This is a genomic window from Klebsiella sp. WP8-S18-ESBL-06 (assembly GCF_014169755.1).
GTDB lineage: Bacteria > Pseudomonadota > Gammaproteobacteria > Enterobacterales > Enterobacteriaceae > Kluyvera > Kluyvera ascorbata_B.
The window spans coordinates 1,353,426-1,375,132 of sequence record NZ_AP022256.1 but is presented as its reverse complement, the minus strand read 5'-3'; the positions used below and the strand labels follow the sequence as shown (position 1 = coordinate 1,375,132).

Genomic DNA, 21,707 nt, shown 5'->3' with positions numbered 1-21,707 from the left:
TAACATGTTGAAATCCCCATTTATTCTGGCTATCGCCGGCGGCGGCAGCACCTATACCCCGGGCATTGTGAAGAGCCTGATGGTGCGCTTAAGCGACTTCCCGCTGGCGGAAATTCGCCTCTACGACATTGATGAAGCGCGGCAAAACACTCTCGCGCCGGTGGTAGAAAAGGTTATACGCGACCACAGCCAGAGCATCAAATTTACCGTCACCACCTGCCCGGAAACGGCCTTCAGCGGCGCACACTTTGTGTTTGCCCAGATGCGCGTTGGTCAATACAAGATGCGTGAGCTGGATGAAAAAATCCCGCTGCGCCACGACGTGGTGGGTCAGGAGACCTGCGGCCCGGGCGGCCTGGCCTACGGCCTGCGTACCATTCTGCCGATGGTTGAATTGATTGACCTGGTTGAGCGCCATGCAGACCCGAAAGCGTGGATAGTCAACTACTCTAACCCGGCGGCCATCGTTGCCGAAGGCATCCGCCGTCTGCGCCCACAGGCGCGGGTATTAAATATCTGCGATATGCCGGTGGCGGCCATGCGCAATATGGGAGCCATTCTCGGCGTCGATCGCCACAGGCTCGACGTCGACTATTTTGGTCTCAATCATTTCGGCTGGTTTACCCAGGTGCGTGTCGATGGCGAAGACAAGCTGCCAGAGCTGCGACGCCACGTGGCGAAGTTCGGCCTGTTAACCGAAGATGCCGCGCAAACTGACCCGCAGCATGCCGATCCATCATGGGTGAAGACCTGGCGTAATATTAAACCGATGATGGACTGCTTCCCGGAATATCTGCCGAACCCGTATTTGCAGTACTACCTGATGCCCAACCAAATCGTCGAGCACCAGAATCCGGACTATACCCGCGCCAATGAAGTGATGGATGGCCGCGAGAAAAAACTGTTCGCGGCGGCGGTTGAGTATCAGCAAACCGGGATTCTGCCTGATGCCTTCCACGTCGGCGTGCACGGAGAGTTTATCGTTGAGGTTGCCCGATCTCTGGCTTTTGATTTACGTCAGCGTCATCTGGTGATTGTGGAAAACCAGGGGGCGATCGCCAATCTACCGGACGATGCGATGGTGGAAGTGCCCGCGTATATCACCGCGAACGGCCCGGAGCCGGTGCGCATGGGTAACGTCCCGCTGTTCCACCAGACGCTGCTGATGCAGCAGCTGGCTTCGGAACAGCTATTGGTGGAAGCCACGCTGGAAGGAAGTTATGAGAAAGCGCTGCAGGCTTTCACCCTCAACCGGACCGTGCCAACCATAGAACACGCGCGGGCTATTCTTGATGAGATGATTGTTGCCAACCAGGATTACTGGCCGCAGCTGCAGCACGCCTGGCAAAATGGTGAAGCAACGCGCTAATAACACGATGGTCGCTTGTCGGTGTGATAAAAAACACCGACAATTCCTTTCTGATTTATCAATGGAGGGTACTATGACCACTTCGTTTTTTGTCGCCGCCGACTGGCTGGCTGAGCACGTTGATGACCCGCAGGTACAAATTATCGATGCCCGTATGGCACCGCCGGGGCAAGAACACCGTGACTTAAACGCCGAATACCGCGCCGGGCATCTGCCGGGTGCCGTTTTCTTTGATATCGAAGCCCTCTCCGATCACACTTCCCCCCTGCCCCATATGCTGCCAAGGCCGGAAGCCTTCGCCGTCGCCATGCGTGAACTGGGCGTCAGCCGTGATAAACATCTGGTTATCTATGATGAAGGCAATCTCTTCTCCGCACCGCGCGCGTGGTGGATGCTGCGTACCTTCGGCGCCGAGCGAGTGTCTATTCTGGCCGGCGGGCTCGCCGGCTGGCAGCGCGATGAACTGCTGCTGGAGCACGGTGACGTCAACGTTGCGGAAGGCGAGTTTGAGGCCAAATTTGCCCCGCATACGGTTAAGCGACTGACCGACGTTCTGCTGGCAAGCCACGAAGGCTCCGCGCAAATCGTCGATGCTCGCCCGGCACCGCGCTTTAACGCCGAAGTTGATGAGCCCCGTCCGGGCCTGCGCCGTGGCCATATTCCCGGTGCGCGCAACGTGCCGTGGGGCGATCTGGTGGTGGACGGCGAGCTGAAAACAACCGATGAGCTGGAAACCCTCTTTGCACGACAAGGGGTCGATTTAAACCGGCCGATTATTGTCAGCTGCGGCTCCGGCGTGACGGCGGCAGTGGTCGCCCTGGCGCTGGCGACCCTTGAGGCGCCTGACGTCACCCTGTACGACGGTTCATGGAGCGAATGGGGCGCGCGCGCCGATCTGCCGATCGAGCCCGCGCAGTAATGGATAACCGCCTGGCACCGCTGTTAATGCGCGGCGAAGCGTTAACGCGCGCAGAGTACCGGGTATTAGCCCACCTGACGGCGCATCCGTTACTGGTGGGCAAGATTACGGTTCGTCAGCTGGCGCAGGCGACGTTTGTCTCCACTGCCACCATCATGCGGTTGTGTCAGAAGCTAGGGTTTAGCGGCTACAGCGAGTTTATCTGGCACTGTAAAAACCTGCTGGCGGAAACGCCGCATATTGCGACACAGCAAACGCAAGCCAGCGCGGATCTTCCCGCGCTGTTCAACCGCTTTATGGCTAACTACCAGCAGTCATTCCAGTGGGCAACGGCGGAGAAACGGCAGCAGTTTACCCGTCTTTTACGCGAGCGGGAGAGCTTCTTTCTGTACGGCGCGGGGTTTTCCTATCTGTTTGCCGAGTATCTGACTAAAAAGCTGCAGGTATTGGGTAAAACGGCGTTTATCTCCGGCCCGGGCGACAGCCGCAACATCTTTCTGAGCAACGCCTCGCGCTACCAGGTCTTTATTGCCGTTTCACGCAGCGGAGAAACCGAACAGGTACTGGATAAAGCACGTATTGCCCGTAACGTCGGTATGACCGTTGTCGCCTTCACCCGCGCCTCGGCCAACCCGCTGGCGCAGCTAGCCGACCTGCATTTCGCGCTTTACGATGAAGCCGTGCATTTCGCGGCCGAAGCGGCAGATATCACCTCATTCGAGTCAAACCTGGTGCTAATGATGGATTTACTGCTGCTTGAGGCGACGGGGTAATCAGGGGTTCTTCAGGCACAAAAAAACCGCCTGTCACAGCGGTTTCTTTGTGCTGGTCCGGTTCGCGGCCTTTCCAGCAAGCTACATTGCTAAAGCAATGCAGGCACACCATAGTGGCATAATAGTCGCTTTAAAATAGGACAAAGTCAAGATGGTAACAAAGGTGACTATTTAACTATTGGTGTATAATCCATCCCGGCCCTTTCCGCCGTCTCGCAAACGGGCGCTGGCTTCAGGAGAGGGTATCCCACGGCCGTAAATGCAGGCACACCATAGCGCTTGCTATCGCGGCGTTATCGCCGGCGGTGCTGCCGTGATGCGGTCTTCGCATGGACCGCGCAATGAAAGGACGATACGTGTGTATCGTGCTGATTGTTTCTGCCGCCTTGTTGCTTCACGCCGACAGCAATCGGAGCCACTCCGGTAACGCCGTCAGCATGAGGCTCAACGCGCAGGGCAAGTAAGCCAGGATGCCGCCCCTCGGGGCGGCCTTCCTGTGTTCAGATAATCCGGTTCTGCTTAAAGTCACGCAGGAAGCTGCCCCAGCGTTTTTCGTAGAACGGCGTGATGTGCGCCAGCATAAAGTGGCTGATGCCCTTTTCGCCTTCCACTACCTCACAAATATCAATCGGTTCATCACCAGGTAAGGTATCGGTCGCCACGCTGCCCGCTGCGTGGATAATGGCTTCAATATCCCCTTCTGCTTCAATGCCAATCAGCAGATTCGGCTGCTCGTCCGCATGCTCCTTGATAGAACACAGAAACGCGCGTTTGACCGTTTTCAGGGTTTTAAACAGCGTAGTCAGCGACTCGACCATCTGCGCCGGCGGTTCAGCCACTTCGGAAAGCAACAGCGCGCTGCCGCCTTCCAGCACTTCCTGAGTGCTCAGCGGGTTGCCCTCTTCACCTATCAGGAGACTGATTTCGCGCGGGGTGAACTCTTTACCGGTCGGCAGTTTGGCGTTCAGATACAGCGTCTCGCCGAGAGTCATTTCAAACAGCGAGCGCACCGGCATGACGACAAACGCCTGTTCGGTGGTAACGGCCTGCTTCAGCGCTTCCAGCGAGGTAAAGAACGGAATCACCGACGTGCCGTCGTCTTTTTCCCAGTGCTGTAATTCTAAGGCGCTGTCGTCAACAACCTGCTGGTCGTCAGCCGCGCTGCCGGGAACCCAGACGGTGGATTCCAGTAAGGTACGGAAAAAGGCTGGGCGATGAGCGGGTTCTGTCGCCGCTTGTTCCAGCAGCGTTTCGAGTTCATTTTTGGTTTCAGACATAAGGCTACAAATTCAATGGTTACTGTAGGGCGGGCAAGCGAAGCGCCCCCGCCAGTATTTTGCCGGATGGCGCTACGCTTATCCGGCCTACGCGGTCAACAGATTCGCGATAGTCCGCACGCCCAGCCCGGTTGCACCCGCCGACCACTGCTCAACGGCCGCTTTACGGTAGGTGGCGGAACAGTCGATGTGCAGCCAACCTTCGTGATAGTTCTCTACGAAGTGGGACAGGAAGCCCGCCGCGGTGCTTGCACCCGCCGGGTACGCCGCGCTGCCGGTGTTGTTCAGTTCAGCAAAGTTAGACGGCAGCTGGTTGCGGTGGAACTCCGCCAGCGGCAAACGCCAGAAGGCTTCGTTTTCCGCACTGGCGCTTGCCAGCAGGCGGTTAGCCAGTTTGTCATCAAAGCTGAACAACGCGTGGTAATCGTTACCCAGCGCGGTTTTGGCCGCCCCGGTCAGGGTTGCCGCGTCGATGATAAGCTCAGGCTTCTGCGCGCTAGCGTCAATCAGGCCATCGGCCAGCACCAGGCGGCCTTCCGCATCGGTGTTCATCACTTCCACGTTTTTACCATTACGGTAGTGGATGATATCGCCAAGTTTGAAGGCGTTGCCGCTAATCAGGTTATCCGCACAGCACAGGTACAGTTTTACGCGCTTGTTCAGGCCACGGGTAATCGCCAGCGCCAGCGCGCCGGTGACGGTTGCCGCACCGCCCATATCGGACTTCATGGAGTCCATGAACGCACTCTGTTTAATGCTGTAACCGCCGGAGTCGAAGGTAATGCCTTTACCCACCAGGCAGGCGTAAACCGGTGCTTCTTTATCGCCCGTTGGGTTGTAGTCCAGCGCCAGCAGCACCGGCGGACGCTCGGAACCACGACCCACTGTGTGCAGACCCACATAACCCTGCTCGCGCAGATCTTCACCTTTGGTGATACGGTAAGAGACGTTATCACACGCCACGCCGCACAGCAGATCCACCGCGCGCTGCGCCAGTTGCTCCGGGCCGAGTTCTTCCGCCGGGGCGTTGATGGTGTCACGCACCCAGTCGATATAGGTCAAACGGTTGTCCAGTTCCTGGCGCTGTGCGTCGTCCAGCTCAGGCCATTCTACCTGACGGGTGCCTTTTGGCCCTTTGTAGCCCGCCCAGAATGCCCAGCAGCGCTCGACGTCCCAGCCCTCACCCGCCAGGGCCACATGTTTGATGCCCATGCCGTCAATTTTGCGCGCCGCGCGCTGGATAAGGCCCGCGTCATCGCGGCCGGTCAGGTGCAGGGAAATACCTTCATCATTAATGCTATAGGCCGCTTTGTCGCCCCAGCGCGCATCGGCTGGCTGGGTAGACAGGGTAATTTTCATCGCTTCTGTCATTTTATTTATCCTTATTAGCAAACGGGCCGCCGAATGGCAGCCCGTTAAATATTGTCTTAAGCGCAGCTATTCAGCTTCATCCAACCAGACTAGCAGAATTGCCTCAAGAATTTTTTCATTTGATGCCTGTGGATCGTCATCAAAATCTTCGAGGTCGCAAATCCACTGATGCATGTCGGTGAAACGCACCGTTTTCGGATCGGTATCCGGGTAGGTGTCGTACAGCGCTTCGCCGATCTCGCGGCTGTCGGTCCACTTCAGTCCCATACTATCCCCTATTAGTGCTCGCGCGCGTGGTTAATTGTGTAACGCGGAATTTCGACTACCAGATCTTCATCGGTGACGCGGGCCTGGCAGCTCAGACGGCTGTCGGGCTCCAGACCCCATGCTTTATCCAGCATGTCGTCTTCGTCTTCGGTGCTCTCTGGCAGAGAGTCGAAACCTTCACGCACGATGCAGTGGCAGGTGGTGCAGGCACAGGATTTTTCGCAGGCGTGTTCAATCTCGATACCGCTACGCAGCGCAGCATCCAGAATAGTTTCACCGGTCTCAGCTTCCACAACGATGCCATCCGGACACAGGTCCTGATGTGGCAAAAAAACAATCTTTGGCATATTAAACCTCGTCCACGGATTGGCCTTTCAGCGCGACACGGACAGATTGGTCCATACGGCGAGCGGCGAATTCTTGGGTTTGTTTGTCAACGTTTTTAATGGCTTGTTCTATGGCATCAGTGTCATTGCCCTCGGCAACCGCACTCAGTACGGCGGCAGCCTCGTCAATCTCCTGACGCTCTGCGGCGCTTAACAGCGCGGCATCAGCGGCCAGCGCGCTGTGCAGGCTTTCCAGCACGCGAGCGGCTTCCACTTTCTGCTCTGCCAGCATACGCGCTTTCACGTCCTGCTCGGCATAGCTCATGGAATCCTGAATCATGGTGGCGATTTCGCCATCGGTCAGGCCGTAGGACGGCTTCACCTGAATAGACGACTCAACGCCGGTGGATTTTTCCATGGCGGTGACGCTCAGCAGGCCGTCGGCGTCCACCTGGAAGGTCACGCGAATGTGCGCACCGCCAGCCGGCAGCGCCGGGATACCGCGCAGCGCAAAGCGCGCCAGTGAACGGCAGTCCTGCACCAGTTCGCGCTCGCCCTGCATCACGTGGATGGACATCGCGGTCTGGCCGTCTTTAAAGGTGGTGAACTCCTGCGCTCGCGCCACCGGAATGGTGGTGTTACGCGGGATAACCTTCTCTACCAGGCCACCCATGGTTTCGAGGCCGAGAGAGAGCGGGATCACGTCGAGCAGCAGCATTTCGCTGTCCGGCTTGTTGCCGACCAGAATATCGGCCTGAATCGCCGCACCAATCGCGACGACTTTATCCGGGTCAATCGAGGTAAGCGGCGTACGGCCGAAGAATTCGCCAACGCGCTCGCGCACTAACGGCACGCGGGTAGAACCGCCGACCATCACCACTTCCAGCACCTCTTCGGCTTCCACGCCCGCGTCTTTCAGCGCGCGGCGGCAAGCCATCAGCGTACGCTTCACCAGCGCGGAAATCAGGTCGTTAAACTGTTCGCGGGTCACTTCACCTTTCCAGCCAGCGACCTCAACGGTCACGCGGTCGGCATCGCTCAGGGCGATTTTGGCGGCGATGGCGGCGTCAAGCAGCTCGCGCTGTACGCGGTTGTCGCTGCGATCGGCAATGCCCGCCTGTTCGCGGATATGGTCGGCCAACAGGTGGTCGAAATCATCGCCGCCCAGCGCGGAATCGCCGCCGGTGGCCAGCACTTCAAACACGCCGCGGCTCAGGCGCAGAATAGAAATATCGAAAGTACCGCCGCCCAGATCGTAGACGGCAATCACCCCTTCCTGACCAGAATCGAGGCCGTAGGCAATCGCCGCGGCGGTCGGTTCGTTCAGCAGACGCAGCACGTGCAGGCCCGCCAGACGCGCGGCGTCTTTGGTGCCCTGACGCTGTGCATCGTCGAAGTAAGCTGGAACGGTAATCACCACGCCATCAAGCTCGCCTTCAAGCGTTTCGGTGGCACGAGCCGCCAGCGCTTTGAGGATATCGGCCGAGACGCGGATCGGATTCAGTACACCGGCCTTGGTCACCAGCATCGGCAGGCCGTTTTCGCTTGCCTGGAACTGGTACGGCAGGTGTGGGTAACGCGCCTGGATATCCGCCAGCGAGCGGCCCATCATGCGTTTTACGGAGCTAATGGTGTTAGCGGGATCTTGTGCGGCGTTGCTGCGCGCATCGTAGCCGACCACGTGGCCCTGCTCCTGATAGTGCACAACGGAAGGCAGCAGGTGATGCCCTTGATTGTCGGCCAGCGTTTCTGCCTGACCGCTACGCACGGTAGCCACCAGGGAATTGGTGGTGCCTAAGTCAATGCCCACCGCCAGACGACGCTGGTGCGGTGCGGCGCTCAGACCCGGCTCACTAATTTGTAATAAGGCCATGTTAAGCTTCCAGAATCAAAAATCGAGCAGCTTTTCTTCGAGTAATTCAGCGCTGCTTTGGAGTTTATCGAGAAAACGCAGTTTACGGACGGTATCCGCCGCCGCGTCCCACGTCTGTGAATCAAGTTCCGCCACCATCTGCTGCTGGCGTTGGCTGTACATCGATTTGATGCGCTTGAGAAGCCCTTCCAGACGATCGGTGTCTTTCGCCTGTTCAATCTCGTCGAGCTCTTCGCGCAGCTCCAGCTGTTCCATCAGGAACGCGGTATCGCGTACGGTGTGCTGTTCACTGGCAAGATCGAAACCGTGGAGGGAGAGCAAATATTCGGCGCGCGTCAGCGGGTGACGCAGCGTTTGCCAGGCCTGATTGATGGTCGCAGAACGCTGGACCGCCGCAAGCTGTTCAGCTGCGCTGGCGCTAGCAAAACGGTCGGGGTGATTCTGACGCTGCAGGTCCTGGAAGCGTGCCGCGAGGGCCTGAGTGTCTACGTGATAACCGGCTGACAATCCAAAGAGAGTAAAGTAATCCATGACGATCTCAGGGTTAACTATTTAAAACAAACCCCACGCACAGCGGTGAAACTATGGTGGGGTTGGCAGGACTCAAATCTAGACGTTAAAGCTTTCGCCGCAACCGCACTCGTCTTTCACATTCGGGTTAGTAAATTTAAACCCTTCGTTCAGACCTTCTTTCACGAAGTCGAGCTGCGTGCCATCAAGAAATTGCAGGCTCTTGCCGTCGATGACCACCTTCACGCCTTTGTCTTCGAATACGGTGTCTTCTGCCGCCGGCTCGTCAACAAATTCCAGTACATAGGCCATACCTGAACAACCGGACGTTCTGACGCCCAGGCGCAGACCAAACCCTTTACCGCGGTTTGCCAGGAAGGTATTGACTCGCGCTGCTGCACTGTCGCTTAAGGTAATCGACATAAAAACCTCAACTCTTAATTATTTTGCTTCACGTTTGCTTTTGTAATCCGCAATGGCGGCTTTAATCGCGTCTTCTGCCAGAATAGAACAGTGAATTTTCACTGGTGGCAGTTCAAGCTCGTCTGCGATATCGGTATTTTTAATCGCCTGTGCTTCGTCCAGGGATTTCCCTTTTACCCACTCGGTCACGAGGGAGCTGGAAGCAATGGCAGAACCGCAGCCGTAGGTCTTGAAACGCGCGTCTTCAATGATACCTTCATTGTTGACTTTAATCTGCAACTTCATCACGTCGCCGCAGGCCGGTGCACCGACCATGCCGCTGCCGACGCTGTCGTCGCTGTTATCGAAAGAACCGACGTTACGCGGGTTCTCATAGTGATCGATGACTTTTTCGCTGTATGCCATGGTGAATTCTCCTTATGGGTACCGATTAATGATGTGACCATTCAATGCTGTTCAGATCCACGCCCTGTTTGAACATTTCCCACAGCGGGGAAAGGTCGCGCAGACGGCCGATGGAGTTGCGAACCAGATTGATGGTGTAGTCAATCTCTTCTTCGGTAGTGAAACGACCTAAAGAGAAACGAATGGAGCTGTGCGCCAGCTCATCGGTCATGCCCAGCGCGCGCAGCACGTAGGATGGCTCAAGGCTTGCGGAAGTACAGGCAGAACCGGAGGAAACCGCCAGGTCTTTCAGCGCCATAATCAGCGATTCGCCTTCAACAAAGTTGAAGCTGACGTTGAGAATGTTCGGTGCGCCCTGCTCGAGATCGCCGTTCAGGTAAACTTCTTCCATATCCTTCACGCCGTTCCACAGACGGTTACGCAGACCGCGCAGACGCGCCATCTCGGTTTCCATCTCTTCTTTGGCGATGCGGTACGCTTCGCCCATGCCGACGATCTGGTGAACAGGCAGGGTGCCGGAACGCATACCGCGCTCGTGACCGCCGCCGTGCATCTGCGCTTCGATACGGATACGCGGTTTACGACGCACGTACAGCGCGCCGATACCTTTCGGGCCGTAGATTTTATGGCCGGAGAAGGACATCAGGTCCACTTTCAGCTGGCTCAGGTCGATAGGCAGTTTGCCCACGCTCTGGGTCGCATCAACGTGATAGACGATGCCACGCGCACGGCACATTTCGCCGATGGTCGCGATATCCTGCACTACGCCGATTTCGTTGTTAACGTGCATGATGGAAACCAGAATGGTGTCGTCACGCATCGCCGCTTCGAGTTCTTTCAGGTCGATAATGCCGTTGCGCTGCGGGGCGAGGTAGGTGACTTCAAACCCTTCACGCTCCAGCTGACGACAGGTGTCCAGCACGGCTTTGTGTTCGGTTTTGCTGGTGATGATGTGCTTGCCTTTTTTCTGATAAAAGTTGGCTGCACCTTTAATCGCCAGGTTGTCAGATTCCGTCGCACCAGAGGTAAAGACGATTTCACGCGGGTCGGCGCCCACGAGGTCGGCAATCTGGTTACGGGCGATATCTACCGCCTCTTCAGCCTGCCAGCCGAAACGGTGTGAACGCGAGGCCGGGTTACCAAAGGTCCCGTCCAGGGTCAGAAACTGCATCATTTTCTCGGCAACACGCGGGTCCACCGGCGTGGTTGCGGAGTAGTCGAGATAAATCGGTAATTTCATTGCTCTTTAACTCCGTACATCACTCAATGCAAGGAGTCAGGCAACCGGCTGGATGTACGACCGCGTTGACGGGAGGGTGTCCCGGCCTGACTCTGAAATCTCATTTTTATCTATAACCGGCCCTACGGCGTGCGCCTTTCGCGGCACACGGCAGGACAGGTGGATTATGCGCGTAACTTAACGTCGATAGCGTCCTGGACGCGGGTCGTGCGGGAGGTGTCGTGCGAATGCTGACGACCGGACACGTCCAGAACTTCCTGGTTGTTCACCAGTTCACCCAGGGTGATATTGTTCAGGAAACCGGTCAGACGGTCGCTCAGATCGCGCCAGAGTGCGTGGGTCAAACATTTATCGCCGCCCTGGCAGCCACCTTTCCCCTGACAACGGGTGGCGTCAACGGACTCGTCCACTGCGCTAATCACTTCACCCACTGCGATGTGGTTTGCTTCTTTACCCAGCAGATAACCGCCGCCAGGTCCGCGTACGCTGGATACTAAGCCATTTTTACGCAGACGGGAAAACAGCTGCTCCAGGTAGGAGAGCGAAATTCCCTGACGTTCAGAAATATCAGCCAACGGCACCGGGCCCGCTTCGGAGTTGAGTGCAACGTCCAGCATCGCGGTCACGGCGTAACGCCCTTTAGATGTCAGTCTCATGTCTTACTTAACCTCAAACTCGCCCCTGCCCGGGGTTTTAATAATTGTGTGGGTATTGCATAGCAGGGCCAAGTCTGACATTCCCGACTAAATCAGTCAACTATTTACTTGAGTAATTTAGTCAGGTATTTGGCGTTCCGTGCGGTATTGATTTGCCGGATGGCGCTTCGCTTATCCGGCCTACAGGCTGCACGATTTGTAGGCCGGATAAGCGAAGCGCCATCAGGCATTAACGCGGTTACTTGCCTTTATTCTGCTGTTCAATCGACGCCAGAATCCCACGCAGGATGTTCAGCTCCTGGCTTTCCGGACGGGCGCGGGTAAACAGACGACGCAGCTTATTCATCACCTGCCCCGGGTGGTTCTCACGGATAAAGCCGGTCGACAGCAGCGTCTGCTCGAGGTGGCCGTAGAACCGCTCAAGATCGTCTACCAGCGGGTACGGCGTCTCTTCGTGTTCCACTTTCGCTTCGCCGCTTTCCTGTGCCGCCAGCCAGGCCATGCGCACTTCGTAGGCAATAACCTGCACCGCCATCGCCAGGTTCAGCGAGCTGTACTCAGGGTTCGCGGCAATGGCTACGTGATAGTGGCATTTCTGCAGCTCGTCGTTAGTCAAGCCCACACGTTCGCGGCCAAACACCAGCGCTACCGGCGCATGCTCGGCTTCAGACACGCTTTTCAGGCCGCATTCGCGCGGATCGAGCATCGGCCACGGCAGCGTGCGGGAGCGCGCGCTGGTCCCAACGACCAGGCTACAGCCGGCCAGCGCTTCATCGAGGGTATCGACGATTTGCGCATTGCCGATCACATCACTCGCACCGGCCGCCAGGGCGATGGCCTGCGAGTCCGGTTTTACCAGCGGGTTGACCAGCCACAGGTTCGTTAAACCCATGGTTTTCATAGCACGGGCAACGGAGCCCATGTTGCCGGTGTGGGAGGTTTCGACCAGCACGATTCGGATATTTTGCAGCATTGTCATTCTTCGTCTAAAGATTATTCGTCCATATTACCATAAAGCTGAGACAGAATCCGAATTCGCTGCTATGATATGCGCCGTTTTCCCGTTCTTTAACATCCAGTGAGAGTAACCTGATGCATCCGATGCTGAACATCGCCGTGCGCGCAGCGCGCAAGGCGGGTAACCTGATTGCCAAAAACTACGAAACGCCAGAAGCTGTTGAAGCGAGCCAGAAAGGCAGCAATGATTTCGTGACCAACGTAGATAAAGCAGCCGAAGCTGTCATTATCGACACCATTCGCAAATCTTACCCGCAACACACCATTATCACCGAAGAAAGCGGTGAACATGTTGGCGAAGATCTGGATGTTCAATGGGTTATCGATCCGCTGGATGGCACCACCAACTTCATCAAACGTCTGCCACACTTCTCTGTTTCTATCGCCGTACGCATTAAAGGCCGTACCGAAGTCGCCGTGGTTTACGATCCAATGCGCAACGAACTGTTCACCGCCACCCGCGGCCAGGGCGCACAGCTCAACGGTTACCGTCTGCGCGGCAGCAATGCTCGCGACCTGGATGGCACCATCATCGCCACCGGTTTCCCGTTCAAAGCCAAGCAGCACGCGACCGCTTACATGAACATCCTCGGCAAAATGTTTACCGAATGCGCGGACTTCCGTCGTTCCGGTTCCGCTGCGCTGGATCTGGCCTACCTGGCCGCCGCGCGCGTTGACGGCTACTTCGAAATCGGCCTGAAACCGTGGGACTTCGCCGCAGGCGAGCTGATCGCACGTGAAGCAGGCGCGCTGGTCTGCGACTTCGTTGGCGGCCACAACTACATGATGACCGGCAACATCGTTGCGGGTAACCCGCGCGTCGTGAAAGCGATGCTGGCGAACATGCGCGATGAGCTGAGCGAAGCGCTGAAGCGCTAAGTCAGCCATGCCCGGTGGCGCTTCGCTTACCGGGCATCAGAGATAGGCCGGATAAGGCGTCGCCGCCATCCGGCTTTTAAAATGGCCTCAGCCCTCTGCCTACCGGCACCGCACTCATCCACATCACCACCGCCGCCGTCAGTAAAACCACGCCCCCCGCTAATGCCAGCGTCGTCCAGCCAATCTGCCGCCACAGCGCCGGCGTTTTATGGCCACTGAGCTTCACCGCCAGCGTGCGAAAACCGTGTACCAATAGCGCCAGCGACGAGATAGTCAACGATGTTCCGGCCGCCATGGCCAGCGCCGAAGCCACACCCCAGGCAAAGACGCCAATCACCTTACTGAACAGCAGAACCATAATGGCGCCAGAGCACGGACGCATCCCCATCGACAAAATAATCATCAGCCGGGCACGCCAGTCATCCCCCTGCTCAAGCTGCTGAGGGTCGGGCAGATGCTGATGCCCGCAGCCACAGTTCTCGTGGTGGACATGATGCGACGTGAAGGCGGTAAATTTAGGTTTACGCAGCAGCACGCGCAGCTTCTTCAGCGCCCGCCAGCACAGCAGCAGCCCCAGAACGCCCACCAGCGCATAGCTCCCCTTCTCCAGCCAGAAACTGCTGAGATGCAGCTGCCGCGCCGGAAGCCGTAATACGGTGAGCACAATAACCACCAACGCTATCGCCACGACCCCTTGTAATAATGAGGAGGCGAGCGTCAGGCCAATGCTTGATTTGAGTTTTGACGGGTGTGTCGCCAGCCAGGTGGTGATCACCACTTTGCCATGCCCTGGCCCCAGCGCATGCAGCACGCCATAGATAAAGCTGAACAGCAGCAATGTGCCACCGGCCTGAGTCGGATTTGCCGCGACCGCTTTCAGCAGGCTGCTCATCTGCTGGTTCACTTCGCGCTGCCAGACCACGCTTTTCAACATCACCTGCGGCCAGGCCTGCCACAGCCACAGCAGCCCGACGGCGGCGGCAAGTAAAAACAGCGCCAGCGGCCAGAGCTGAGCCCAATGACGCGCCGGGCGTCGGTTAACGGAAATCACTGACATTGTACGGTGACCTTCTGCGCAAACTGTTTACCCAGCTCCATATCTTCTTCCGGCGCATCTTCTTTATCCAGCGACTGGGCGTAGGAGAGCATTTCTTCATTAGGCTGCGGCGTGTGGACCGTCACCCGACAGGCGCCTTTGACATCGGCGGCAAACGCAACATCGCTGTCTTTTTCGTAATGCATATCAACATAGTACGTTGGATCGAACGTCGAAAACGTATAGGTCTGCCCGGCCAGCGGCTGCGGCGTAGCCAGCGGCAGCGTAAACGTCAGCACCGCCTGATGCTCCTGACGCGCCAGACCATAGTCGGTGGGTAGATTCTCAAACTTAACCTTTTTACCGTTATGCCAGAATTCGGTGAAATAGTGCTGCCCGAGGACGTTCGCCATGACCTCCGCCGCCAGCTTTTTCCACACCTCATCGCCCGGTTTTGCGTTACCTGCGTCATACAGCAGGTCAGCCGAGGTCAGTTCATCCATCACCCAACGCATTTTCATGCCTGTCAGTTGCCCGTCGCTGACCAGCAGCTGATTAGTGATGGAAATAAAGCTATGCGGGTGCGCCCGGGCGCTTAATGATAAAAGCGCAAGAAACACCATAACCACGCATTGTTTCACTCTCTTCATCCGTTCCTCAGTGAAAAATTCTGTGAGCGCCGCCAGCATTCCTTAGCGAAAGCGCCATGGTCGCCGCGATCTATTGTCTATTCTTATCCTAATTAATTTCACTGGATGCCCGCAGATGATGACCGTACTTGAACCGCCATCTGTGCTTTCCAGTCCCCAGCGCCGCTGCCAGGCGCTGCTGATGCTGTATCTCCCCGGGCAAACCATGACTGCGGAATACATTGGCGCAATCAATAATGTCGATGTTTTAACCGCCCGGCAAGATATCGTCGACACCGGCGAGGAGATCGCGCGTTATCATCGTCTGGCAATCGCCACTCAGGCGGACGGCAGCTATCGGATTGAAGGCACAGCCCTTAACCTTCGCCTGTGCCTGCTGCACTGGCTGCGGCGCGCGCTGCGTTTATGTCCACGCTTCGTCGCTGAACATTTTACACCGGCGATCAAAACGCAGCTGAAACAGCTGAAGATTGCCCGCACGCTGTATGATGAAACCAACCTCCAGGCACTGGTTAACCGCTGCGCGCGTGGCCTGCAACGCGAGTTTGAACATCGTGACGGTCAGTTTTTACGTCTGTACTTACAATACTGTCTGCTGCAACACCATCAGGGTATCAGCCCGGTTTTCAATCCGCAGCAAAGCGCCTGGACCCAGCCAACCGACGAGTTTCACATGGCGGCGGACATCGTTCACCACTGGCAGCGGCGGGTGATGCAAATACCCCATCCTTACGAACAGCATTTTCTGGCGCTGCTGTTTATGCTGCTGAAGATCCCCAATCCTCACGAGGAAGGGCGCGATCGGGCACGGCAGCTTCACCTTGCGATCGTCCACATGGTGGATCGTTTCCAGCAGGTGGCCGGATGCCGGTTCACCGATGAACGCGGATTACATAACCAACTTTACGTGCATCTGTCGCAGGCGCTTAACCGCTGCGTGTTTGAGATCGGGATCGATCATCACCTCCCTGAAGAGATCCACCGTCTGTATCCGCGGCTTATTCGCACCACCCGCACGGCGCTGGCCGACTTTGAGGCGAGTTATACCCTGCGCTTCAGCGATGACGAAGCCGCGCTCGTGGCGATCATTTTTGGTGCGGGGCTGATGCAGGAAAGCGAGCTGCATGAAAAACAGGTCGTACTGCTCACCGGAGATAATCCGACGCTGGAACAAGAAATTGAGCAGCAGCTACGGGAGCTGACCCTGCTGCCGCTCAACGTGAAATATCTGGCGGCACATACCTTCCAGAAAGAAGGTGCGCCAAAAGACAGCACGCTGGTGATTTCACCCTATGCCATCGTACTGCCGCTGTTTTCACCGCCGCTGATTCACGCCGAACAGTCGCTCAGCGAGCACCAGCAGCAGCGTATCTGCCAGATACTGGAGACCTAGCGGGCCACCGCTTTCGGCCGCAGGACCATCGCAGGCAGCGCGACCAGCGCCATGACCCAGAACAGCCCCTGATGCAGATGCTGGTAAAGGTAGCCCGAAAACATGGTCATCACCGCAATGCTGCCGCCCATCGCCACCGCAGAATACACCGCCTGTAGACGGATCACTTCGCTGCCCTGGCGTGCGGCAATATAGCGCATCGCCGCCAGGTGACAAACGGTGAAGGTACCGCAGTGCAAAATCTGAATCAGGATCAGCCACGGCAGGCTGGTCGTCCAGCCCATCAGCCCCCAACGAATCACGCCGCAAATGGCGGAAAGCAGCAGCAGATCCCGCGCGCTAAAGCGGCGAAACACCTTTTTACTGAGCGCAAAGGTAACGACTTCCGCCACCACCCCCAGCGACCACAGATAGCCCACGGCCGATGCCGAATAGCCCGCCCCTTGCCAGAAAATAGCGCTGAAGCCGTAATACGCCGCGTGCGCCCCTTGCAGCAGGCTGACGCAGGAGAGGAATCGCCAGTTTTGCGTGACCAGCGAGCGCCAGGCAGGCCAGCCCACAGATTCCTGATGGCGCGACTCGCCGAGCGGCATCACCGACGGCGTCAGCAGCATGCCTAACAGCATAGAGGCCACGCCCAGGCTGAGCATCAACAGAATGACATGATAATCATACAGACTGACCAGCTTTCCGGTCAGCGCCGAGCCAATCACAAAGGCTATCGATCCCCACAGACGCACCCGCCCGTAGTCCATGGTTATCTGTTTTTGCCAGGTATTGGCCAGCGCGTCGGTGAGCGGCACCAGCGGCGAGAAAAAGAGGTTAAAGCCAATCATAACCACCATCAGCCACGCTACGTGGCTGCCCGCCCAGAAGGCCAGCGCAAACAGCAGCGTCATCAGCGCCAGAATTCGCAGCACGCTAATCAACCGCGAGGGTGAGCTGACGCGCGGCGCAATCAGCAGGCTACCGAGAAAACGGGCCACCAGGCCGGCGCCGAGCAGAAGACCGATAGTTTCGGGAGAAAGTCCTGCGCCTTTGAGCCACACGCTCCAGAAAGGCAGAAAAATACCGTAGCTAAAAAAGTAGGTGAAGTAACTGAGCGCCAGCCAGCGCGTGGAGTGCAATGCCATGGGTCCTCCCGGATTGGAGGACATAGTCTAATGACTCATCCCACATTCAGGAGAGAACTAACGTTCACGGTTAGCAGAAAATTGTGATGCACATCACCTTATAGAACTCAAACCTATCGGACATAATGCCTCAGGTCCGCGCCGACACACACGCTAGCCTTCCGTTGGTAATAGCGGCCGCTGAGCCAGTTCAATAAAATCACGCAGGGCGGGCTTCAGCTCGCCTTTTTTCCACGCCATCAGCAGCGCCAGCGTCGGCGCATCGCCTTTAATCGGCCGAAAAACCACCTGCCCGGTATTAAAATTATTCATATAACCGGGTATCAAAGTCGCGCCCAGCCCCATACCAACGAGATTCATCGTCACCAGAATATTGGTCGCGACCTGCACGATATTTGGCTGGCTATGCTCTTTCTCAAACCATGTTTTCACCACCGACGACAGTTCACCGGAATAGTCGGGATCGGTGGTAACAAAATTGATACCGTGCAACTGCTGGGCAGAAATGCTGTGCTCATTAGCCAGCGGATGACCAACCGGCAGCACCACCACCAGCGGTTCATGAAACAGCTCGATCGATTCAATATCCTGGCCGTGAATGGGGTAGCGCATCAGTCCGACATCCAGTTCGCCGCTGCGCAGCTTCTCTTCCTGTTGGGTCGTGATAAGGCTCGCCAGCTCAATATGGGTATCCGGCCGGCGCAGACGCAGCACCGGCAGCACCTTTGGCAGCAGGTTCACTTCGGCGGAGGGGACAAAACCAATCGCCAGATGGTCATTGCTTTGCGCCGCCTTCCGGGCGCGCAGCTTGGCCTGTTCCGCGTTATCCAGAATAGCCTGTGCATCCTGCAAAAAGCACTCGCCGGCGACCGTTAACGTCACTTTACGCTTATCGCGCTCCAGCAACGACACGCCCACGCACTGCTCCAGATCGCGTATCTGGCTACTCAGAGAAGGCTGTGAGGTATGCAGTTTTTCGGCGGCGCGCGTGAAGTTTAACGCCTGCGCCACCGCGACGAAGTAGCGTAGGTGCCTCAGTTCCATCTCTCCTCCTTGTCATCGAAAAAACGTCTCAGCTGGTAGAAATTATCTATTTCACATATCGATAACCCACAAGCAACATAAGGATGACACAAAAATGGAAAGGTCAATACCTCTTACCCCGCAGGATTAATAATATGACCATAAAAAACCCTACTGACGTCTACCAGCTGGTCGACACCCAAAACGGTCGTGTCACGCCACGCATTTACACCGATCCCGACATCTACCAGCTTGAGCTGGAACGTATCTTTGGCCGCTGCTGGCTGTTTCTCGCCCACGAAAGCCAAATTCCCAAACCCGGTGATTTTTTTAACACCTACATGGGCGAGGATGCGGTGGTGGTGGTTCGCCAGAAAGACGGCAGCATCAAAGCGTTTCTCAACCAGTGCCGCCACCGCGCGATGCGCGTCAGCTACGCCGACTGCGGCAATACCCGCGCCTTCACCTGCCCGTATCACGGCTGGTCGTACGGCATTAACGGCGAGCTGATCGACGTCCCGCTGGAGCCACGCGCTTATCCGCAAGGTTTATGCAAATCCCACTGGGGGCTAAACGAAGTGCCATGCGTCGAGAGCTATAAAGGGCTGATTTTCGGCAACTGGGACACCACCGCACCCACGCTTGGCGATTATCTCGGCGACATCGCCTGGTATCTCGATGGCGTGCTCGACCGCCGTGAAGGCGGCACCGAAATCGTCGGTGGCGTCCAGAAGTGGACCATCGACTGCAACTGGAAATTCCCCGCCGAACAGTTTGCCAGCGACCAGTATCACGCGCTGTTCAGCCATGCTTCTGCGGTGCAGGTGCTGGGGGCGAAAGACGACGGCAGCGATAAGCGCCTCGGCGACGGTCAGACCGCCCGCCCGGTGTGGGAAACCGCCAAAGATGCGCTACAGTTCGGCCAGGACGGCCACGGCAGCGGTTTCTTCTTTACTGAAAACCCCGATGCCAACGTGTGGGTCGACGGCGAAGTCTCCAGCTACTACCGCGACACCTACGAAGAGGCCGAACAGCGTCTGGGCAAAGTTCGCGCCCTGCGTCTTGCCGGTCACAACAACATTTTCCCCACCCTCTCCTGGCTGAACGGCACCGCCACGCTGCGCGTCTGGCACCCTCGCGGGCCGGATCGGGTTGAAGTGTGGGCGTTCTGTATTACCGATAAAGCCGCCTCCGACGAGGTGAAAGCCGCATTTGAAAACAGCGCTACCCGCGCCTTTGGTCCGGCCGGATTCCTTGAACAGGACGATTCGGAAAACTGGTGCGAGATTCAAAAACTGCTGAAGGGCCACCGGGCGCGCAACACTAACCTGTGCCTCGAAATGGGCTTAGGCCAGGAAAAGCGCCGCGAAGACGGCATTCCGGGCATCACCAACTACATCTTTTCGGAAACCGCCGCGCGCGGCATGTATCAGCGCTGGGCCGATCTGCTCAGCAGCGAAAGCTGGCAGGACGTGCACGACAAAACCGCCGCCTACCAGCAGGAGGTGATGAAATGAGCGCTTTAGTTTCTCTTGAGCTGCATCATCGCATCAGCCAGTTTCTGTATGAAGAAGCGCGTTTGCTGGACGACTGGCAGTTTCGCGACTGGCTGGCGCAGCTGGATGATGACATTCGCTATACCATGCGTACCACGGTGAACGCCCAGACGCGCGACCGTCGCAAAGGCGTACAGCCGCCGACCACCTGGATTTTCAACGACAACAAAGACCAGCTTGAGCGCCGCATCGCGCGGCTGGAAACCGGCATGGCCTGGGCGGAAGAACCGCCGTCGCGTACCCGTCATCTGGTTAGCAACTTACAAATCAGCGAAACCGACGTGCCCGGCGTGTTCGCCGTGCGCCTCAACTATCTGCTGTATCGCGCGCAAAAAGAGCGGGACGAGACGTTTTACGTCGGCACGCGCGTGGACAAAGTCCGTCGTTTGCCCGGCGATGAGTGGCGCTTACTGGCACGCGAGATCGTGCTGGATCAAGCGGTGATCACCTCCCATAACCTGAGTGTACTGTTCTGATGAGCCGTGTATTTGCCTGCTCCGCCACGGAGCTGCCGGATGGTGAAGCCCTCCGGCTGGAAACCTCGCCCGTCATCGCCCTGTTCAACGTTGGCGGCGAGTTTTATGCCATTAACGATCGCTGTAGCCACGGTAACGCCTCGATGTCCGAAGGTTATCTGGAAGACGATGCCACGGTGGAATGCCCGCTGCACGCGGCCAGCTTCTGCCTGAAAACCGGTAAAGCGCTGTGCTTACCTGCCACCGATCCGCTGACCACCTACGCGGTTTACGTGGAAGGTAGCGATGTATTTGTTGATATTCCAGAGGACGCCCGATGAGCGATTTACACGACAACGTGGTTTTCATTACCGGCGGCGGCTCCGGCCTCGGTCTGGCGCTGGTCGAGCGCTTTATTGAAGAAGGCGCGAAGGTCGCCACGCTCGAACTGTCACCAGCCAAAGTCGCCAGCCTGCGCCAGCGTTTTGGCGAACATGTACTGGCGGTGGAAGGCAACGTCACCTGCTACGCCGACTATCAGCGCGCGGTCGATCAAATCCTCACCGCGTTTGGCAAACTGGACTGTTTTATTGGCAATGCGGGCATCTGGGATCATAACGCAACGCTGGTGAACACCTCTGCTGAGGCGCTGGAGAGCGGCTTTCACGAACTGTTTAACGTTAACGTGCTGGGCTATCTGCTGGGTGCGAAAGCCTGTGCCCCGGCGCTTATCGCCAGCGAAGGCAGCATCATCTTTACCCTGTCCAACGCCGCGTGGTATCCGGGCGGCGGCGGGCCGCTGTATACCGCCTCGAAACATGCCGCCACCGGGCTGATTCGCCAGTTAGCCTACGAGCTGGCGCCGAAGGTGCGGGTGAACGGTGTCGGTCCGTGCGGTATGGCGACCGATCTGCGCGGCCCACAGGCGCTGGGGCAAAGCGATACCTCGATTATGCAATCGCTGACGCCGGAGAAAATCGCCGCCATTCTGCCGCTCCAGTTCTTCCCCGACCCAGCCGACTTTACCGGGCCATACGTGATGCTGGCATCGCGTCGTAACAACCGCACCTTAAGCGGCGTGATGATCAACGCCGACGCCGGGCTGGGGATCCGAGGGATCCGCCACGTCGCCGCTGGTCTGGATCTGTAAGGAGTC

General features: G+C 57.4%; 25 protein-coding genes. 10 read left to right on the top strand and 15 right to left on the bottom strand.

What is annotated here, in order from left to right; all coding sequences use genetic code 11:
• Nucleotides 1-4: 4 nt before the first annotated feature.
• From H7R76_RS06565 to timP, 4 genes are all read left to right on the top strand, one after another.
• The gene (locus H7R76_RS06565) at nucleotides 5-1,369 is read left to right on the top strand and encodes a 6-phospho-alpha-glucosidase (protein ID WP_182967281.1); all 1,365 of its coding nucleotides are present in this window, start codon (nucleotides 5-7) and stop codon (nucleotides 1,367-1,369) included.
• 73 nt (nucleotides 1,370-1,442) lie between these two features.
• On the top strand, nucleotides 1,443-2,288 hold the full coding sequence (gene sseA / locus H7R76_RS06560) for a 3-mercaptopyruvate sulfurtransferase (protein ID WP_182967279.1): 846 nt from the start codon (nucleotides 1,443-1,445) through the stop codon (nucleotides 2,286-2,288).
• Nucleotides 2,288-3,061, top strand: a complete 774-nt coding sequence (locus H7R76_RS06555; RefSeq protein WP_182967277.1) for a MurR/RpiR family transcriptional regulator — start codon at nucleotides 2,288-2,290, stop codon at nucleotides 3,059-3,061. The genes sseA and H7R76_RS06555 overlap by 1 nt, the downstream gene beginning before the upstream one ends.
• Nucleotides 3,062-3,402: 341 nt before the next feature.
• Nucleotides 3,403-3,525, top strand: a complete 123-nt coding sequence (gene timP / locus H7R76_RS25025; RefSeq protein ID WP_258182274.1) for a small toxic inner membrane protein TimP — start codon at nucleotides 3,403-3,405, stop codon at nucleotides 3,523-3,525.
• A gap of 36 nt (nucleotides 3,526-3,561) precedes the next feature.
• Here the strand turns inward: timP and sseB are convergent, their stop codons facing one another.
• From sseB to trmJ, 11 genes are all read right to left on the bottom strand, one after another.
• The gene (gene sseB, locus H7R76_RS06550) at nucleotides 3,562-4,338 is read right to left on the bottom strand and encodes an enhanced serine sensitivity protein SseB (protein WP_182930188.1); all 777 of its coding nucleotides are present in this window, start codon (nucleotides 4,336-4,338) and stop codon (nucleotides 3,562-3,564) included.
• Nucleotides 4,339-4,425: 87 nt separating this feature from the next.
• Nucleotides 4,426-5,709, bottom strand: a complete 1,284-nt coding sequence (pepB, locus tag H7R76_RS06545; protein ID WP_106924088.1) for an aminopeptidase PepB — start codon at nucleotides 5,707-5,709, stop codon at nucleotides 4,426-4,428.
• A 66-nt stretch (nucleotides 5,710-5,775) separates the two neighbouring features.
• Nucleotides 5,776-5,976, bottom strand: a complete 201-nt coding sequence (iscX, locus tag H7R76_RS06540) for a Fe-S cluster assembly protein IscX (RefSeq protein ID WP_106924087.1) — start codon at nucleotides 5,974-5,976, stop codon at nucleotides 5,776-5,778.
• A gap of 11 nt (nucleotides 5,977-5,987) precedes the next feature.
• Nucleotides 5,988-6,323 carry an ISC system 2Fe-2S type ferredoxin gene (fdx, locus tag H7R76_RS06535; RefSeq protein WP_035891374.1) on the bottom strand — a complete coding sequence of 112 codons (336 nt, stop codon included), beginning with the start codon at nucleotides 6,321-6,323 and terminating at the stop codon, nucleotides 5,988-5,990.
• A 1-nt stretch (nucleotide 6,324) separates the two neighbouring features.
• Nucleotides 6,325-8,175, bottom strand: coding sequence for a Fe-S protein assembly chaperone HscA (hscA, locus tag H7R76_RS06530; RefSeq protein ID WP_182967275.1), 1,851 nt, complete (start codon nucleotides 8,173-8,175; stop codon nucleotides 6,325-6,327).
• Between the two features lie 15 nt (nucleotides 8,176-8,190).
• A complete protein-coding gene (gene hscB, locus H7R76_RS06525; RefSeq protein WP_106924085.1) occupies nucleotides 8,191-8,706 on the bottom strand; it encodes a co-chaperone HscB in 516 nt (171 codons plus the stop codon).
• Between the two features lie 78 nt (nucleotides 8,707-8,784).
• Complete coding sequence (gene iscA, locus H7R76_RS06520; RefSeq protein WP_004104506.1) at nucleotides 8,785-9,108, bottom strand: iron-sulfur cluster assembly protein IscA; 324 nt, start codon at nucleotides 9,106-9,108, stop codon at nucleotides 8,785-8,787.
• 18 nt (nucleotides 9,109-9,126) lie between these two features.
• Nucleotides 9,127-9,513, bottom strand: coding sequence for a Fe-S cluster assembly scaffold IscU (iscU, locus tag H7R76_RS06515; RefSeq protein ID WP_004866383.1), 387 nt, complete (start codon nucleotides 9,511-9,513; stop codon nucleotides 9,127-9,129).
• A 25-nt stretch (nucleotides 9,514-9,538) separates the two neighbouring features.
• On the bottom strand, nucleotides 9,539-10,753 hold the full coding sequence (gene iscS, locus H7R76_RS06510) for a cysteine desulfurase (RefSeq protein ID WP_106924084.1): 1,215 nt from the start codon (nucleotides 10,751-10,753) through the stop codon (nucleotides 9,539-9,541).
• Nucleotides 10,754-10,917: 164 nt separating this feature from the next.
• Nucleotides 10,918-11,409 (bottom strand): Fe-S cluster assembly transcriptional regulator IscR, encoded by a 492-nt coding sequence (gene iscR, locus H7R76_RS06505; protein ID WP_064543514.1) that lies wholly within the window; start codon nucleotides 11,407-11,409, stop codon nucleotides 10,918-10,920.
• 238 nt (nucleotides 11,410-11,647) lie between these two features.
• The gene (trmJ, locus tag H7R76_RS06500; RefSeq protein ID WP_106924083.1) at nucleotides 11,648-12,382 is read right to left on the bottom strand and encodes a tRNA (cytosine(32)/uridine(32)-2'-O)-methyltransferase TrmJ; all 735 of its coding nucleotides are present in this window, start codon (nucleotides 12,380-12,382) and stop codon (nucleotides 11,648-11,650) included.
• Nucleotides 12,383-12,501: 119 nt separating this feature from the next.
• On the opposite strand from trmJ, the gene suhB reads away from it, so the two are divergent.
• Entirely contained in the window at nucleotides 12,502-13,305 is an 804-nt protein-coding gene (gene suhB / locus H7R76_RS06495) for an inositol-1-monophosphatase (protein WP_106924082.1), read from the top strand.
• 76 nt (nucleotides 13,306-13,381) lie between these two features.
• On the opposite strand, the gene H7R76_RS06490 is transcribed toward suhB, so the two are convergent.
• Both H7R76_RS06490 and H7R76_RS06485 read right to left on the bottom strand, forming a co-directional pair.
• Entirely contained in the window at nucleotides 13,382-14,362 is a 981-nt protein-coding gene (locus H7R76_RS06490; protein ID WP_106924081.1) for a nickel/cobalt transporter, read from the bottom strand.
• Nucleotides 14,353-14,991, bottom strand: coding sequence for a DUF1007 family protein (locus H7R76_RS06485; protein WP_106924435.1), 639 nt, complete (start codon nucleotides 14,989-14,991; stop codon nucleotides 14,353-14,355). Before H7R76_RS06485 ends, H7R76_RS06490 begins: the two co-directional genes overlap by 10 nt.
• Nucleotides 14,992-15,106: 115 nt before the next feature.
• On the opposite strand from H7R76_RS06485, the gene csiE reads away from it, so the two are divergent.
• Entirely contained in the window at nucleotides 15,107-16,384 is a 1,278-nt protein-coding gene (gene csiE / locus H7R76_RS06480; protein ID WP_106924080.1) for a stationary phase inducible protein CsiE, read from the top strand.
• Here the strand turns inward: csiE and H7R76_RS06475 are convergent.
• Nucleotides 16,381-17,517, bottom strand: a complete 1,137-nt coding sequence (locus H7R76_RS06475; RefSeq protein WP_182967273.1) for a 3-phenylpropionate MFS transporter — start codon at nucleotides 17,515-17,517, stop codon at nucleotides 16,381-16,383. The genes csiE and H7R76_RS06475 overlap by 4 nt on opposite strands.
• 153 nt (nucleotides 17,518-17,670) lie before the next feature.
• On the bottom strand, nucleotides 17,671-18,561 hold the full coding sequence (gene hcaR / locus H7R76_RS06470; protein ID WP_106924078.1) for a DNA-binding transcriptional regulator HcaR: 891 nt from the start codon (nucleotides 18,559-18,561) through the stop codon (nucleotides 17,671-17,673).
• Nucleotides 18,562-18,695: 134 nt separating this feature from the next.
• On the opposite strand from hcaR, the gene hcaE reads away from it, so the two are divergent.
• From hcaE to hcaB, 4 genes are read left to right on the top strand one after another with little or no spacing between them, the layout of a single operon-like run.
• Nucleotides 18,696-20,057 (top strand): 3-phenylpropionate/cinnamic acid dioxygenase subunit alpha, encoded by a 1,362-nt coding sequence (gene hcaE / locus H7R76_RS06465; protein ID WP_106924077.1) that lies wholly within the window; start codon nucleotides 18,696-18,698, stop codon nucleotides 20,055-20,057.
• Entirely contained in the window at nucleotides 20,054-20,572 is a 519-nt protein-coding gene (gene hcaF, locus H7R76_RS06460; RefSeq protein WP_106924076.1) for a 3-phenylpropionate/cinnamic acid dioxygenase subunit beta, read from the top strand. Before hcaE ends, hcaF begins: the two co-directional genes overlap by 4 nt.
• Nucleotides 20,572-20,892 carry a 3-phenylpropionate/cinnamic acid dioxygenase ferredoxin subunit gene (gene hcaC / locus H7R76_RS06455; protein WP_151217675.1) on the top strand — a complete coding sequence of 107 codons (321 nt, stop codon included), beginning with the start codon at nucleotides 20,572-20,574 and terminating at the stop codon, nucleotides 20,890-20,892. Before hcaF ends, hcaC begins: the two co-directional genes overlap by 1 nt.
• Nucleotides 20,889-21,701, top strand: a complete 813-nt coding sequence (gene hcaB / locus H7R76_RS06450) for a 3-phenylpropionate-dihydrodiol/cinnamic acid-dihydrodiol dehydrogenase (protein ID WP_182930184.1) — start codon at nucleotides 20,889-20,891, stop codon at nucleotides 21,699-21,701. Before hcaC ends, hcaB begins: the two co-directional genes overlap by 4 nt.
• Nucleotides 21,702-21,707: the final 6 nt, after the last annotated feature.